Below are 16,924 nucleotides of genomic sequence, written 5' to 3' on the forward strand. Positions count from 1 at the left end.
CCTTTATGTTTTTTCTCTAACATTGCTATAGCCATGGCCAGCAGAATGATCTGCGCCGTGGTCGAACAACTATAACAATGATTAAAAACCACTAGCGTTGAGCGAATTTACAAAATTTTCGCCATAACCGGGTGGTTAAAAATACAGCAAGAAAAACAGTATAAGGAAAGGATCCATGAACAAGTTAACAATCGCTCTCGCGGGGGCGACGTTGCTGTCTGCGCCTGTGGCAGCCGAATGGAACTTTAGGGGTACGCCAAACCAATGGCAATCCACTCCCCTTGCGGTAGTTTCAGGAACCGAATACACCACTTGCCAAAGTTTTGGTAGCAATGACCCTCGCTTTAAAATCGATCGCTTTGGCGACTGGAACGAAGCCTACCCTAGCGCCGATGTGCGGGTTGATGCTAACAAGAGCTATAACATTAGTTTTTTTAGCGACAGCAAAAATATAAGCACTACAGAAGTTGCAAGCTGTGGAGAGATAGAGCCACCAGAGGATAGCTGGTTCTATCGCGGTACTTCCAATGGTTGGGCTGCCACAGCCATGACCAGTAGCGATAACCTAAACTTTTGTACTACCCAGAGTTTTGCTAACGATAACCCTCGTTTCAAAATCGACCATTATGGCGATTGGAACGAAGCTTACCCAACAGCAGACTTTATAGTAACTGGCAACGCTAGCTACCAGATTTGTTTTAACGCCGATTCAAAACAAATCACTGCAACGCCAACCACCACAGAAGATACTCAAGCTCCTACAGTAAGCGCTAATCCTGCAGCGGGTTCTTACACCCAAGCTCAGCAAATCAGCTTAACTGTTAGCGATAATCAAGACAGTGCGCCCAATATCTACTGCACTACCGATGGCTCAATACCTACTCAAGCTTCACCGCTATGTAACAATGCAAGCTTTACTGCTAGCGATGTCGTGGCCAGCGGCGTTGATTTAAGCCTAAAAGTGCTTGCGGTTGATGAAAGCAGTAACTCCGCAGTGAGTAGTTTTGATTACACCATTAGCGACGCCCCAGCAGATACTTGGTACTTCCGCGGCACACCTAATGATTGGCAAACCACTGCAATGACCACCAGCGATGGCAATAACTATTGCACCACTCAAAGTTTTGGCAGCAATAACCCTCGCTTTAAAGTGGATCACTTTGGCGATTGGACAGAAAATTATCCAAGCGCTGATGTAACGGTTAATCCAGATACCACTTACGATATTTGTTTTGATGCCAGCAGCAAACAAATCACCACAACAGAGATTGAAGGTGAAGACACGAAAGCCCCTGTGGTTAGCGCTTCTCCATCAGGCGGCCGATACGCCACCGCGCAACAAATTAGCTTAAGTGTTAGCGACAACCAAGATCCAGCGCCTAAGCTTTATTGCACCACCGACGGCAGCATACCTACTACAGCACTCAGTCAATGCAACCAACAGAGCTTTACCGCCGAAGATATCCTAGTTGATGGGATTGATTTGGTATTAAAAGTATTGGCTGTAGATGCTAGTGGTAATCAAGGCGTAACTACCTTTAACTACACCATCGACCCTAACATCACCACCAGCGGCGACTTCCGTGAAGAAAATGTTTACTTCATCATGACCGACCGTTTTGCAGATGGTGATACGAGCAACAACAACATTTGGGGTGACGAGTACTTACCCAATGGTGAAGCCGATAAGTACAACACGAATACCAGCAAAACCGGTCCTTTGTCTTACTACCATGGTGGTGATTTCCAAGGCATTATCGACAACCTCGATTACATCCAAGACATGGGCTTTACCGCCATTTGGATTACCCCAGTGGTTAAACAGCCTGAAGGCCGCCGCTTTAACGCCAACGACGACTACGAGGCTTCGGCCTTCCATGGTTACTGGGGTTACGACTTCGATAAAATCGACCCACATCTACACTCTTTAGGTAAAGACAATGATGGCTGGGCAGGTTTTGACGCCTTAGTGGATGCTCTGCATTCGCGCGGTATGAAGATCATGCTCGACATCGTGGTAAACCACGGTCAACCGGGTCAATCGGTAGTGGGCTCGAAGAGTAAATGGGCTGACCGAGCGCTAGAGATTAAAATGGATGGCCAAACCTGGAATTGGGAAACCAATGACCCTTACATGGATGGCGCTAAAAATGGCTTCTTTAGCTACGCAAGTACTGGGAATACCTGGTTGATCGACTTGCTTGATTTTAACGAACATGGTGACGATGACCAAAACGCGACTAAACATCTAATCAATGTTTATAAGCGCTTTATCGACCATGGCGTAGATGCTTTCCGTATTGATACGGTATCGTATATGACTGCTGATTTCTGGGAACGATTCACCCTAGAAATGGATGCTCATGCTCGTAGTTTAGGCAACGACAACTTCTACATGGCAGGCGAAGCGTGGACAGGTGATCGCAAGTCGGCGGTTGATCTAATCTACAATGGCCAAGGCAAAAAATTCCACATGTTGGACTTACATGGTTCTTCCATGGACTTCCCTGGTTGGATGGGCAAAGCCTTTAGAGGGGAAGCCGGGTTTGACGACGGCAATGGCTACGCCCGTATTGCTGGTTCCGATGGCGATGCCTCTGGCATTTACGACCCAACCTATCTAGCTACCTTTGTAGATAACCACGATGTTACCCGAGCTAACGGTGTATTGAGTGAAACGCAGTACCTCAATAACCTAAACTTTATCTACTTGTTCCGTGGTCTGCCGGTGGTGTTCTACGGCACCGAGGTGCTGTATTCAAGCTGGCCACACTACATTACCACCACTGAAAAAGATGATGTAGTAGCACGTTGGATGCTGGGTTCAGAAGGCATTAACTACGCCAAAACTAACCAGCCAACGCTCTATAAGCACTTAAAAATGCTAAATAGCCTGCGCAGCTCCTCTGAAGCCATTCAAAAAGGTCAGCAAATCGACCTATTGCTAGATGGCGATCATGCAGCATTTGCTCGTGATAACGGGGCAGCTGTAGCTTATGTAGCTCTCACTAAAGGCAGTGGCTTTAGCTACACCTTTAATAACATGGCTAATGGTAGCTATCGTTTAATTACGCCAAATACCGACGCCGCCAGCTACAACGAGCAAACCATTACTGTGAGCGGCGGCAGCCACTCAGTAACGGTGCCAGCAAACAGCTTTGTGATTTTAGACAAACTATAAATCTCAATATTCCCACCTAGCCATTTTGCTCTGTGCGGAATGGCTGGGTGGATTAACTATGGAACAGTTAATATCATGAAAAAGATAGCATTAGTCATCAGCTTATTGGCAGCAAGCTCTGCCGCTCAAGCTGATTGGTTTTATCGAGGCACCAGCAACGGCTGGGCAACTAGCGCTTTAGAACTTGTTTCGGGCAGTGAATACCGAACTTGTCAAAGCTTTGGTGCTAACGATCCACGCTTTAAAATTGATCGCTTTGGCGACTGGAACGAAGCTTACCCAAGCGCAGATGTTCGGGTAGACGCCAATAAAAACTACGAAATTCGCTTCTTTAGCGACAGCAAAAACATCACCACCACAGAAGTAGCCACTTGCGGAGATGTTGAGCCACCAAAAGATAGTTGGTTCTACCGCGGCACTTCTAATGGCTGGGCAACAACAGAAATGACCAGCACCGATAACGTCAACTTCTGTACTACTCAGAGTTTTGCCAACGATGACCCTCGCTTCAAAATCGACCACTACGGTGACTGGAACGAAGCTTATCCAAGCGCAGATTACACCGTAACCGGCAACGCCAGCTACCAAATTTGCTTTAACGCTAGCTCAAAGGCGATTACGGTAACGCCAGACGATATTACGGATACTCAAGCACCGGTGGTTACTGCTAACCCAGCAGCTGGCTCTTACACCGAAACTCAGCAAATCAGTTTGAGTGTGAGTGATAATCAAGACAGCTCACCGTTGATTTACTGCACCACCGACGGCTCTACACCAACAGCGGCTTCCAGCCCCTGTAACGATGCCAGCTTTACCGCTAGTGACGTAGTAAGCGATGGGGTAGATTTAAGCTTGAAGGTATTCGCCATAGATGCCAGCGGCAACTCTGCCTTAAGCACCTTTGACTACACCATTAGCGATGCACCCGCCGACACATGGTACTTCCGTGGAACCCCGAATGGCTGGCAAACCACCCTTATGACCAGCAGCGACGGTAATAACTACTGCACCACGCAAAGCTTTGGCAGCAACAATCCGCGTTTCAAAATTGATCATTTTGGCGATTGGACTGAAAACTACCCAAGTGCAGACGTATTAGTAGACGCTAACTCTACTTACCAAATCTGTTTCAACGCCACCACCAAAGCAGTAAGCACCGTTAAACAAGGCTGCGAGCCCAACTGCGGTAGCAACAGTGAAACCTTAGGCGCGGTTTACTCCGCAGAAAGCACCACCTTTTCAATATGGTCGCCAGAACATAGCAATGTAAAAGTGGTGGTTGATGGGGTTGAACACACGCTGCAAGCAGTGCCTGACTTCGCCGGTTACAGCCAAGTTTACCAAGTAACCGTAGCAGGCGACCTGCACTTAAAACCTTATACCTTCCTTATCAATGGCGTTCAGGTTCGTGACCCATATGGAAAGATGTCACAACCAGGTACTGGCGATTACGAAGCCATTAACATTGTGATGGACATGTCGCGCACCGAGCCAGTTGGCGGTTGGGCAGCACGCCCAAGCTTAATTGAGCGTGAAGATGCCGTAATTTACGAAGTGCATGTTCGTGACTTTACTATCGACCCAAGCTCAGGGGTAAGCGCTGGCAACAACGGGAAGTTCTTAGGCATGGTGGAAACGGGCACCACAATTAATGGTGTAAAAACCGGTATTGACCACCTAAAAGAGCTAGGCGTTACCCACGTACAGCTATTGCCAGTGTACGACTTTGCCACCTGTGATGGCCTGCCAGACAGCGACCCTTGTTACAACTGGGGTTATGACCCTCGCAACTTTAACATTCCAGAAGATCGCTATTCAGCCGTTCCAACTAACTATGAAGAGCGAGCGCGTGAGTTCAAAACCATGGTGAACGAGTTCCACAAAGCTGGGATTCGAGTCATCATGGATGTGGTATACAACCATACTTTTGATGACGAAATGTTTGAGAATATTTCTGGTCAATACTATACCGCCAGCGACTTGTCTGGCACTGGTAACTCGATTAATGCAGATGTACCAATGGTAAGCCGTATGATCCAAGACTCCTTAGAGTATTGGGTAGACGAATACGGCATCGATGGTTTCCGCTTCGACTTAATTGGTATTTTCTCTTATCAAGAAGTTGAAAAATGGGGTCGCCACTTAAACGATACCTTTGCAGACCGTAAGCTATTGATTTATGGCGAACCTTGGAACGGTTACGCAACAGATCCTCTAGAAGGTCAGCGAGTTCGTTACGGTACCACTCACCACTTAGCCGATGAAAACATTGGGGTATTTAATGGCGCTTTCCGCGAATCATTAAAAGGTTCAAATGACGATACTCGCACTGGTTACATGTTTAATAATGTAGATGCTGCTGAATCTGGCTGGGCGATTTACGATGGCTTTCAAGGTTCGCCCTACAATCCAAACGATGGTCGTAACAGCACCTGGTTCCGTAATTACGCGGCCGATCCAGAGCAAAGCATCAATTACATTTCGGCCCACGATAACTTTGGCCTGTGGGACAAGGTGTATTTAAGTACTTCAAGCAATGTGCAGCAAAATAGCTCGCATCAGGTGATTAGCTTTAATCCACCTAGCGATTTAACCTACCCTAAACGAGTGGTTAATTTTGGCATGGGCATGATACTTACCAGCCAAGGCATACCTTTTGTGCATGCCGGTGACGAGTTCCTGCGCACCAAAACTAATAACCAGCAAATTAGTAACCCATCAGCTTGGAACTATGGCGCCCATGGCGGAACACATAATACCTACAACGCACCAGATAGTTTCAATGCAATTCGTTGGTCTAACAAAGCAGATAACATCGCTACCTTTAACTACTTTAAACAACTTATTGAGTTGCGCCATAAACATGCGGGCTTGCGCATGAATACCAGCCAAGAAGTTGCACAGTACTTAAATGTTAGCCGCCCAGACCAATTTGGTGGACAGGTGATAACAGGCCACATCACCGACCCTAGCGACAGCCATAACCTGTTTATTGTATATAACAGTGGGAATAACCAAACGGTAAGTTTACCTGCAGGTAACTGGACTAAGGTAGCCGATGCCAATGGAGCAGTTAACGCTGGCAACGTGTCTGGTAGCACCGTGGTAGAAGGCACAGCAGTTACCATGTTTACTCAAGCCAAATAAGTAACACTAGCCCTTATAACTCAAAGCCCAAGTGATTCACTTGGGCTTTTTACTTGCAATACTATTTGTAAAACAACGAGTCAAACTACCTACAAACATCTAAAGCAGCGTTGAATCGTTGTAAAAAATCCGGCCGCTGTTCTAGCCATTCGGCAGAGAAATAACTCGATAGATTAGCTTGGCTTAGGTGCCGGGTTTCAATGTTGCGAGTAACGTGCCCGTGGCTTTGTTCATGGGCATAAATTTCGTGGGGCGCCACTATCGCGTCAATACGCTCTAACTGCAATAATTCGAACAAAATGTGGTAGTCATAGCGGGTGTGTATATTGGGGTACTCGTGCTTGGTTAACCAACGGTGCATCGCCGAACCATGCAATACACCTATTTTCAGCCCTTTCATTTCAGGGCTGTGCACTTCGGTATCTATAGTTTTCACACTAAAAAGACTGCGATAAGTAACAATCAAGGGCTCACTGGCAATGGCAAGCTGGTCTCTTTCTGCGGTACGGTTTAACACAAAAACACCATCAAATTTTCCCGCCTGCAGCTCCTTAAACGCACGATTAATCGGCCTAACGTCAACCTGATAAGGCTGACCCAATTCAATTAAACTGCATTGCATCACATCAATCGTTGAGCCACTTAAAGCATCACCATTCACCACTTGATAGGGAGGCAAGTGATGAGTAGCCAAGCGCAAGGTATCCGCTTGGCTTAGCGCAGAGCCAGCTAGCAACAATCCTAAGCAACACCATCCTATGCACTTAACCAAACAATCATCCTTCAAAATCCAGTTGGTAGCTCTTAAATATTAGTCGTTTAAGTAAGCACCTATGGCTTTTTTTTAAGCTCAAGGGCTTTTTTTCAGAACGTGACCGCAGACACGCTTAAAAAATCTGTTAATAGAACAACCAAGTTTCATAATTTCTTATAACAAATTTAACGAATAAGCTTTAAGCATCTTGAACATTTTTTCAGCAAATGTGAGCTGTAGGGCTGATATGTTCAAGGTAGAAGTGAACGCCGTTCTCTTCAGGCCTAGTAATGTGTCAGTGCATTACTAGTAGCATTTTCCTTTCCTTTCTGGATGAATTACCAAGACCCGCCTTTTACGGCGGGATTTTTTTGCTTGAAGCACCGCATTAATTACAATATTGTCATTATAATCTTTGAGACGCTTAACTCAGCCTTTGACAAGGAATTTAGATAAGCGTGACAGAAATAACAAATCACCAAGAAAGAGATTCTTATTCCCTTTAAAACGCGTATTTTTGAAATGGAAGTAGTTACTTAGCCGATTCAGTATGAAAAAAATCACCGATACCGAACTAATTAGAAGTGCCAATCGCCGAGACATTATTCAAACTCTGCGCCTCCATGGTGAACTGGCACGTGTAGAAATTGGCGACCACACCAAATTAAGTCCCGCAACCATCACTTCAATCACCTCTGAGCTGGTTCAACAAGGCTTAATTATTGAGCAGAATGTAGTGTTAGATCCCAGTGGTGGACGCGGTAGGCCAAAAGTAAAACTACAACTTAATAATCAAGCGGCCTTCTATCTAGCCATAAAGCTATCGATTAACGAAGTGCGCTTTATGCTGGGAGATACCTCTGGCACCATCGTTGCGCAAGCGACTCAAGCAATGTTAACGGTCACGCTAAACCAAGAACAGTTGGTTGACGCCTTGTCTAAAGCCATCGAAGAGTTTATTCAGCATTATGAGGTTAAACGCAGTAAACTGCGCGGCCTTGGCTTAGCAGTGCAAGGGGTTATAGAAACACAAGGTAAGGGCATATTGTGGAGCCCAGCCATCAAAGGTAAGCAACTAGAACTGGTTGAGCAACTGCAGCTAAAAAGTCAGCTACCAGTGTTTATTGCCAACGACGCTAATTGCCTCGCCGTTGCCTTAACTCAACTGCCTAAATACAGCAAACTGGATAATCTAGTTGCTATCCAACTCGGCTATGGGGTTGGCATGGGTTTGATTGTTAACGGCGAGCTTTATCAAGATGCCAGTGCAGCCACTACCGAATTTGGTCATACCAAATTTAGTTTAAATGGCCCGCAGTGCCGTTGTGGTGGTCGAGGTTGTATCGAGGCCTATGTGGGTGATTACGCCATTTACCGCGACGCCAGTGCCATTTACAACTTGCCACCTACCGACATGCTGCACCCTTCAGAAAAACAAATGCTCGACTTAAACCAACTGACCGAGCAAGACAATCCAGCAATGGCGCAGATTTTCTCCCAAGCTGGTACCGTGTTAGGCATGGGTTTGGCCAACATAATGGCACTATTTAACCCACAAAAGATTGTTATATCTGGTCCGGGAATTCGCGCATACGAACACATGAAAGAGTCGATGCTGCGCACTTTACACGACAACTTGTTGCCTTACCACCAAGCTGAGAACGTGGTGGAAAAACACAATTGGGACGAAGATATGGCGGGTCTTGGCATGATAACCATCATGCAGCAACATACCGACTAAACCACTAAGCAGAAAAAAGGGAGCGGCAAGCTCCCCTGTTAGTTGCATTTCGTTTAAGCGCGAGAGAATAGGCGTTTGCTTAAGTAATGCCCCAATAACATGCTCAACAAAAACCAATAAATAGCGGCTTCTCCGCGCAGCAAACTGGCCACCGCAGGCCCAGGGCAAATGCCTACCATTCCCCAACCTATGCCAAAGATAATCGAGCCAATGATCAGTTTAGGACTAATCGTCTTAAGCGTAGAGCATTGAATAGGCTCGCCATTTACCGCATGGCTTCTTGGTTTAATCAGCAAATGATAAAAAGGTACAAATACCAATAAGGCACCACCTATAACAAAGGCCAAGCTAGCATCCCAATTACCACTTACATCTAAGAAGTTAAGCACTTTATAAGGGTTAACCATTTGCGACACATTCATGCCCAAACCAAATAATAAACCGGTGATTAAGCCAACCACTACTTTAAACATAAGCACCTCCTGCTAACCAAACCACAGCCGCAGCGCTAAGCATAAATACCATCGTGGCAACGATAGAGCGCAGCGAAAAACGGCCAATACCGCAAATACCGTGACCACTGGTACAGCCATTTGCTAGCTGAGTACCTACGCCAACCGCAAAACCACCAGCCAGCAGCCAAGTTAAGGAATAGTTGGGTAAAGCGGCTTCGCTTAAACCCATTAAGGGGTTAAACAATAAACTCGCAGCCATCGCAGCAATAAACGCTACTCGCCATGGCCATTCACTCTTTGATGCACCAACAATCCCGCCTAATATGCCGCTAATACCACCTGTACGGCCACTAAGCAGCATTAGTAATGATACCGACAGGCCTAACAACATTCCGCCAACTAAGGCGCTCCCAGGGCTAAATTCGGTCATTAATTTCTCCACTATTTAATCAATTACAAAATTGCTGCTGCAAACTAGCTAACAAGCTTTTCACTCGAGTGTCAGCCAAGGAATAAAACACCGTTTGCGCCTGTTTACGCACCGCTACCAAGCCTTGTTCTCGCAGCACTTTTAAGTGCTGAGAAAAAGCAGATTGACTCTTGTTACTGTGAGCCAATAGCTCCCCTACACTCATTTCCCCATCGCACAATAAACACAAAACAACTAAACGATCTGGATGAGCAATGGTTTTGAGATAGTCGCTAACCACACTAGCTTGCTCATGCAACACTTCATGACTTTGCATACACACCTCCTCGATAGGCTGAATTATACGAGTACCATTAAATTAGTCAAATCTAATTTAAATAAAACTTAATTAGATAATTGCAATTTAGATATGCCTAATATATGGTAATAACCAATGACTAATGAGCAAATCTGTCACTAACGATCCACATCAATAGCTTAGTGAGAGAACTTGATTAAGCTTTTGCTCATTCTCTAACAGAAAAGAGTTTTTAATACTGGAGACAAACATGACAAAGATTTTGATCATAGGCGGAGTAGCAGGCGGTGCCTCGGCTGCAGCACGCGCAAGACGTTTAAGTGAAGACGCAGAAATCATTATGTTTGAAAGAGGTCCCTACATCTCTTTTGCTAACTGCGGTTTGCCCTACCATATTGGCGGCGACATTGAGCAACGTGATGCTTTGTTACTGCAAACTCCAGAGAGTTTTAAAGCACGATTTAATGTAGATGTGCGAGTAATGAACGAAGTGGTAAGCATTAACCGCCAAGACAAAACCCTCACTATTCGCAATCTAAATACTCAAGAAAACTACCAAGAAAGTTACGACAAATTGGTATTAAGCCCAGGTGCGTCACCCATCGTTCCGCCAATTCCTGGTATTCAAAACTCACGCACTTTCTCGCTGCGTAACATACCTGATATGGATAAAATCATAGCCAGCATCGAACATAACCAACCAAAACATGCCACGGTAGTTGGCGGTGGATTCATTGGTATCGAAATGGCCGAAGCCCTTATTCAACGTGGTATTAACACCAGTTTGGTTGAGTTATCACAACAAGTGATGGCGCCGGTAGACAGTGAAATGGCCGCGCCTCTTCACCAAGAGATGCAACACCATGGAGTAGATTTACGCCTCGGAGTAGCGTTAGAAGCCGTGTTTCCTAGCCAACAACAAGCCGCCGATGAGCTAGCCAGTGTTGACGAACAAGGTTTAGAACTGCGTTTGAGCAATGGCGACCTATTAGAAACAGAATTACTGATTATGGCCATTGGTGTAAAACCAGAAACCAGCTTGGCCCGCCAAGCTAACTTAAACATCGGCGAGTTAGGTGGAATACAGGTAAACAGCCAACTGCAGACCTCTGATCCCGACATCTACGCAGTGGGCGATGCCATTGAAGATCCAGAATTTGTTACTGGTGATGCGGCACTTATTCCTTTAGCAGGCCCAGCTAACCGCCAAGGCCGCATGGTGGCTAACAACATTTTTGGCGCAGGCGAGCATTATAAACGCAGCCAAGGTACCGCCATTTGCAAAATCTTTGATTTAGCTGTTGCGTCTACAGGCCTTAATGAGAAAACCTTACAGCGCAAAGGCTTAGATTATGAAAAAGTGTATGTACACGCAGCCAGTCATGCCGGCTACTACCCTGGCGCGCATCCCATCAATTTAAAGCTACTATTCAATCCAACTAGTGGTGCAATTTTGGGCGCACAAGCAGTAGGTAAAGATGGCGTAGATAAACGCATCGACGTAATCGCAGTGGCCCAGCGCGCCGGTCTTACAGTATTTGACTTGCAAGATTTAGAGCTCACTTATGCTCCTCCGTTTGGCAGTGCCAAAGATGTCGTCAATCAAGCTGGGTTTGTCGCCGCCAACAGCATTCAAGGTGATACTCGCCTTTGCCACAGCGACGAGATCAACCAACCGAGCGCAGAGCAGCTAGTGCTTGATGTACGAAATCCTGGAGAGCTAGAAAAGCTAGGAGCAATTCCTGGTGCGGTTAATATTCCAGTAGATCAACTTAGAGAGCGTATTAACGAGCTGCCTAAAGATAAAGAGATCTTGGTGTATTGCATGGTGGGTTTGCGCGGCAACGTTGCTTATCGCCAATTGGTTAATCACGGTTTTAAAGCGAAGAATCTTACTGGTGGCTATAAAACCTGGCTAGCCGCCAAGGCATAAAACCGAGTCAGCAGGTACAAAAAAGCCCGGTGTAAACCGGGCAAAAAGCTGAGACGCATAAAAACAATTTACTGCGCGTTTACCGTAATATCTTTGGTAGCGCTATTGAAGTTGATGCGATAAGTAGTGTTGTCAGACACTTGGTAATCCGCATTTGGATACGCTTCTGTCCAGTTACCACTATCTATCTTAAAGCGCGCAGTTGCTTCTTCACCATTAAAGCTTTGAACGGTGTAGTACAAGCCACTAGCACTATCGTAATCAAGTTGAGTTGTTCCCCAAGCATTTGGCGTACCGCGGAAGTACCATACTTCGTCGCCGTCGTTGTCAGGGTTTCCGCCAACACAGTTCGTTGCAGCAACCCAGCTACCTTGGGCATAACACAATACATCGCCTGTAGTATTTAGGTCTGCGGTTTGATTAGCGCCACTATCATTAAAGATAATGTTTAAGCTGCTTAGCTTAGTGCCAAAGTCATGGCAGTAGTAAGCACCTTTTTGCACCATTCCCACACCTGGCCATTGCGCATTGGCAACCGAAGTTTCAGCTGAAACCGACCAGTAGTAAAGTGTTGGATTACTAAAGCCAGCTTGGTTGTCGTAGCAAACTTCTGTGCCACCTACAGGATCTGGATTCGTGCCGCTAATTTCAAAGCCACAAGCCTCTAAACTGCTCCAGCTACCGTCTTTGTAACAACCGGCACCTGCTGCAGTTAAGTCAGCCGTTTTATTTGCACCGTTGTTGCTGAAGATAGCATTGATGCTGGTAAGTGTGACACCTAGATCATGACAATAGAAGTCGCCGTTCTTCTGCATGGCTACACCAGGCCAAGTTGCATTGGCAAGGCTGCCAGCAGGCTGTGCTCCCCAGTAGTACAGAGTCGGTAGGTTTTCTGATGTACAAATAGAGCTAGCCGCTACTGGGGTAGCTGGTTCTGGGTCAGTTCCACAGTTAGAAGTACATGGGCAATCTGCACCAGTACAAACATCACCAATTTTTGCACCAACATGAATTGCTGCAGCTTGGTCGCCGCCCACAGTAAAGTTAGCTTGACCACCACTCACCGTAATCACCGACTGACCACTTGAGTCAGCAGCAGCGTTACATTGACCAGTGCTCTCATCAAAGTTAGCTTCGATAATGTTACAGTACTGCCCGTCTGGCATGCCTGTATCAAAGCTTTGATTAATTGAGCTACCGTAACGTTTGTTGATAACAACAAAACCTAAGCCGCCACGCCCGAAGGCAATTTGGTCGTTACCACCCTGCCACCAATTGGTAATACTCCACTCACCAGCAGTATGGTTACGGAAGCCCACCATGTTAGCAATGCCGCGCCACTTGTGCTCACACACCCAGTTGCCACCGTCGAAACCACAGGCATTACCAGTATGTACGCCGCTGCTAGGTGGACCTGCATCAAAGTCACCGTTGAAGTAGTAACCAGACATGATTTTTGGGTAACCATAAGGGTAGGCTAGCGCAAAAACGTTCGCTAAGAAGTAGCCGTCACCTTGAACACCATGCCAGATTGGGCCACCTGGATTATGACGCTCCTCATCGTGGTTGGTCACAAAGGTCACCGCATCGGCGCTAGATAGCTCCATTTGGTTGCCTAAATCACGTAACCACGCAATATTGCTATCACGAAAAGCAGGACCTAACTTACGGGCAAATTCAAACTCAGTAACATCACCAATGTAAGTATATTCAGTTGGACGAACTGGTTCTCCAGGAGCCCCAATCACTTCTTGGAAGATGTAAGGATTACCGTTTAACTTGCCTTTAATCGCAGCAATATCACCTGCCGGGATGTGCTTGGCTGCATCAATACGGAAACCTGCAACACCCATGCTTATCGCATCATTCATGTAGTCTGCGATTTTTTGGCGAACATACTCTGAGCCAGTTTTAAGGTCATTTAGGCCCACCAAATCACAGTTTTGTACCTGCCAGCGATTTCCGTAGTCGATATCACTGGTACAAGAGTTAAAGTCATTTGGTCCGTAAGGTACTTCAGGGAAGTTTCTATCGTAGGCTGCCATGTGGTTAATTACGGCATCTACGTAGATATCTACCCCAACGTTTTTACAACGCTGTACCATATCTTGGAACTGACCACGGCTACCACTGCGTCCTTCAAAGGAATAGCTAACCGGTTGGTAGCGGCTCCACCACGCGCCAGCGTTGTGAGATTTAGTTGGAGGTGAGACTTGCACGGCGGCAAATCCTTTAGGTCCTAGAAAGGTTTCACACTCTTGTGCAATGTCTTCCCATTTCCATTCGAAGAGGTGTACAAAGGCGGTTCTTGGTGCCGCCGTGACGCTGGACGCATAGCCCAACGCCGCACCAGCTAGCAGAGCGCTAGTGGCGAGTTTGCTGAATTTTCTCATTGTTACTTTCCCATGTAATCTTAGAGCGTCTCTTTAAGACTCAACTCATCACCACTCTTTGGTGTTTTGCGATGAGGGGCAGACTAACCACTGGAAAGAACCACAAGTAAAACACAACCTTAACTATCCATAGTTAATTTACCGCCTTTCTAATCTACGCTTAATATTTGAACGATGAAGACAAGCGCTCACTTATTGAGCATTAGCTCACAAAGATCTTTGTTTTTGGTTAATGATGTTTGACAGTGATCAAAATTCGAACAAATACCCTAATATTTAAGCCGATAAACTCCAAACACAAATTATTTAACTGCAAACTTTAAGTTCCAGTTTCTGTTAAAACAGCCCTGAAAGGCCTATAAACAGTAGGGTTTGTAAAATTTCATGACATTAATTACTAACTACTCTAAGCACCAAAGAGCTATTACAATGACCTTAATTCATAGCAGTAAAAGAATTTAATCATGAACCAACAATGGTGGCACTCGGCAGTTGTTTATCAGGTTTACCCACGCAGTTTTTGTGATACTAGCGGCGATGGCAACGGCGATTTAAAAGGTATTATTAGCAAGCTAGATTATCTGGAAAAGCTGGGCATCGACCTTATTTGGCTATCGCCTGTTTATCTTTCTCCAATGAAAGACAATGGTTACGACATTGCCGACTACCAGGCCATAGATCCGCGCTTTGGCGACATGAACGACATGCGCCAGTTAATCCATCAAGCTAAACAGCGTAACATCGGCATAATGATGGACTTGGTACTTAACCATACCTCCGACCAACATCATTGGTTTAAGCAAGCAAAACAAAGCCGAGATAACCCCTACCGCGATTATTATATTTGGCGAGACCAAACTAATCAGGTCCGCTCCATTTTTAGTGGCCCTGCGTGGCAGTATGATCCCGTCACTAGCCAGTATTACTTCCACTTGTTTGCCGATGCTCAGCCCGATCTCAACTGGGAAAATCCAGCGGTAGCAAAAGAAATTCATCAAATGATTTCTTGGTGGGTAGAGCAAGGCGTGGCTGGCTTCCGCTTAGATGTGATTGATTTAATTGGCAAACAAATTGACCAAGGTATTACCGAGAATGGTCCGCGTTTACACCCGCTATTGCAGCAAATGCATCAAGCTTGTTTCAAAGGTAAAAAGCTGGTGACCGTGGGCGAAACTTGGGGAGCCACACCCGATATAGCCAAGTTGTATTCCGATCCGCGTCGCGAAGAGCTATCGATGGTATTTCAGTTCGAACACGCCGCCTTAGACTGGCACCCCGAACATGGGAAGTGGCAAGTACAAGATTTTGATTTAGTTGCCTTAAAAAGGGTGCTTAGCAAATGGCAAACCGCCTTTGATGGCGATGGCTGGAACGCCCTGTTCTGGAACAATCACGACTTACCACGCATTGTTAGCCGCTGGGGTAATGATGGCGAATACCGCGAAGCCAGCGCCAAATTGTTTGCAACGCTGCTGCATGGCATGCAAGGCACTCCATACATTTATCAGGGCGAAGAAATCGCCATGACCAACGTACAATTTGCCGAGCTAAGTGATTACGATGACATAGAAATTAAAAACAGTTACCAAGAAAAAGTGGTAGAGCAGCAAAGCTTAAGTCATCAGCAATTTATGCAAGGTGTGTATCAAAGCGCCCGTGATAATGCCCGCACTCCCATGCAGTGGGATAATTCTGACAATGCTGGCTTTAGTTGTGGGCAGCCGTGGCTCAAGCTTAATCCCAACTATCAGCAAATAAATGTTGCTAATGCGCTTGCCAATCAACACTCGGTGTTTTATCACTACCAACGCTTAATCGCACTGCGAAAATCTAGCAAATTTGGCGATACCTTGGTCTATGGCAGTTACCAATTATTATTGGAAGAGCACCCTCATATATTCGCTTATATTCGCCAATATAAGGAGCAAAGGTTGCTAATTGTTGCCAATGTCAGCCAACAGACTCAAGCCTTGAGTTTAGATTATAAGCTTGCAGAAGTGGTGCTGGATAACCTTCAGCCGGAGGATGAATCGGAAGTCGGGGTAGATTTAGCTCAGCTTAACTTAGCGCCCTACCAAGCCATTATCTATTTGCTAGCGGATTAATTAGCGATACAAAAAACCAGCTAAGCGATTTCCTTAACAATACTTAGCGCCTTACTAGGCGGTAATCTATGCGCTAAGTAGCTACAAGCTTATTCGCTAAGGGTATATTGCTCTGATAGGCGATGACACAGCCATTTATACAAGTTAAAAGCTTTTGGGCTATTACTTGTAGGTAATAAGTCATCGTCTAAAAAGGCTTCACCCTTAAAGGTAAGCACATCACGCTGTTGTGATACTTCGCGAACTTCTATTCCAGGAATATAGTCTTCGTGCTCGCGCAGTAGCTGATTGGCCAGATCAATCAAATCTTGTTGGCTTATTGCTTGTTTAGTCATCACACCATGAGTATTTGGGTAAATATGAATTTTAGCATACACAGATGTGGCCACTTACCCTAGCGTCAAGATCAAAACTTGTGGCGCTTTTCTCAGCTTAAAAAACTGAGATAAAACGTAATAAGCCAAACAACTAATACCAATCACACTAA

The 16,924-nt window shown here is 45.7% G+C and carries 11 protein-coding genes; 5 read left to right on the forward strand and 6 right to left on the reverse strand.

From position 1 onward, the window contains the following. The first annotated feature begins 175 nt into the window (after window positions 1-175). Together ACYFDN_RS11815 and ACYFDN_RS11820 are read left to right on the forward strand one after the other, a co-directional pair. Complete coding sequence (locus tag ACYFDN_RS11815; protein ID WP_483511254.1) at window positions 176-3,181, forward strand: alpha-amylase family glycosyl hydrolase; 3,006 nt, start codon at window positions 176-178, stop codon at window positions 3,179-3,181. Window positions 3,182-3,256: 75 nt separating this feature from the next. Beyond that, the gene (locus ACYFDN_RS11820; RefSeq protein WP_483511255.1) at window positions 3,257-6,328 is read left to right on the forward strand and encodes an alpha-amylase family glycosyl hydrolase; all 3,072 of its coding nucleotides are present in this window, start codon (window positions 3,257-3,259) and stop codon (window positions 6,326-6,328) included. An 85-nt stretch (window positions 6,329-6,413) separates the two neighbouring features. Here ACYFDN_RS11820 and ACYFDN_RS11825 read toward each other — a convergent pair whose 3' ends face one another. Continuing rightward, the gene (locus tag ACYFDN_RS11825) at window positions 6,414-7,100 is read right to left on the reverse strand and encodes a substrate-binding periplasmic protein (protein WP_483511257.1); all 687 of its coding nucleotides are present in this window, start codon (window positions 7,098-7,100) and stop codon (window positions 6,414-6,416) included. Between the two features lie 532 nt (window positions 7,101-7,632). On the opposite strand from ACYFDN_RS11825, the gene ACYFDN_RS11830 reads away from it, so the two are divergent. Then, the gene (locus tag ACYFDN_RS11830; RefSeq protein WP_483511259.1) at window positions 7,633-8,823 is read left to right on the forward strand and encodes an ROK family protein; all 1,191 of its coding nucleotides are present in this window, start codon (window positions 7,633-7,635) and stop codon (window positions 8,821-8,823) included. Window positions 8,824-8,876: 53 nt separating this feature from the next. On the opposite strand, the gene ACYFDN_RS11835 is transcribed toward ACYFDN_RS11830, so the two are convergent. From ACYFDN_RS11835 to ACYFDN_RS11845, 3 genes are read right to left on the reverse strand one after another with little or no spacing between them, the layout of a single operon-like run. Continuing rightward, complete coding sequence (locus ACYFDN_RS11835) at window positions 8,877-9,296, reverse strand: DUF6691 family protein (protein WP_152783137.1); 420 nt, start codon at window positions 9,294-9,296, stop codon at window positions 8,877-8,879. Continuing rightward, window positions 9,289-9,708, reverse strand: a complete 420-nt coding sequence (locus tag ACYFDN_RS11840) for a YeeE/YedE family protein (RefSeq protein ID WP_483511261.1) — start codon at window positions 9,706-9,708, stop codon at window positions 9,289-9,291. Before ACYFDN_RS11840 ends, ACYFDN_RS11835 begins: the two co-directional genes overlap by 8 nt. A 19-nt stretch (window positions 9,709-9,727) precedes the next feature. Further along, the gene (locus tag ACYFDN_RS11845; protein WP_016401955.1) at window positions 9,728-10,024 is read right to left on the reverse strand and encodes an ArsR/SmtB family transcription factor; all 297 of its coding nucleotides are present in this window, start codon (window positions 10,022-10,024) and stop codon (window positions 9,728-9,730) included. Window positions 10,025-10,256: 232 nt separating this feature from the next. Between ACYFDN_RS11845 and ACYFDN_RS11850 the strand changes: the two genes are divergently transcribed. Continuing rightward, the gene (locus ACYFDN_RS11850) at window positions 10,257-11,939 is read left to right on the forward strand and encodes an FAD-dependent oxidoreductase (protein WP_483511262.1); all 1,683 of its coding nucleotides are present in this window, start codon (window positions 10,257-10,259) and stop codon (window positions 11,937-11,939) included. A 68-nt stretch (window positions 11,940-12,007) separates the two neighbouring features. Here the strand turns inward: ACYFDN_RS11850 and ACYFDN_RS11855 are convergent, their stop codons facing one another. Next, the gene (locus tag ACYFDN_RS11855; protein ID WP_483511263.1) at window positions 12,008-14,332 is read right to left on the reverse strand and encodes a starch-binding protein; all 2,325 of its coding nucleotides are present in this window, start codon (window positions 14,330-14,332) and stop codon (window positions 12,008-12,010) included. Window positions 14,333-14,796: 464 nt separating this feature from the next. Here ACYFDN_RS11855 and ACYFDN_RS11860 point away from each other — a divergent pair, with 464 nt between their 5' ends. Then, on the forward strand, window positions 14,797-16,437 hold the full coding sequence (locus tag ACYFDN_RS11860; protein ID WP_483511264.1) for a glycoside hydrolase family 13 protein: 1,641 nt from the start codon (window positions 14,797-14,799) through the stop codon (window positions 16,435-16,437). Between the two features lie 89 nt (window positions 16,438-16,526). Here the strand turns inward: ACYFDN_RS11860 and ACYFDN_RS11865 are convergent, their stop codons facing one another. Beyond that, window positions 16,527-16,826 (reverse strand): DUF2498 family protein, encoded by a 300-nt coding sequence (locus tag ACYFDN_RS11865; RefSeq protein WP_246615042.1) that lies wholly within the window; start codon window positions 16,824-16,826, stop codon window positions 16,527-16,529. Window positions 16,827-16,924 lie beyond the last annotated feature (98 nt).

This window comes from Agarivorans sp. D1326, assembly GCF_056958115.1.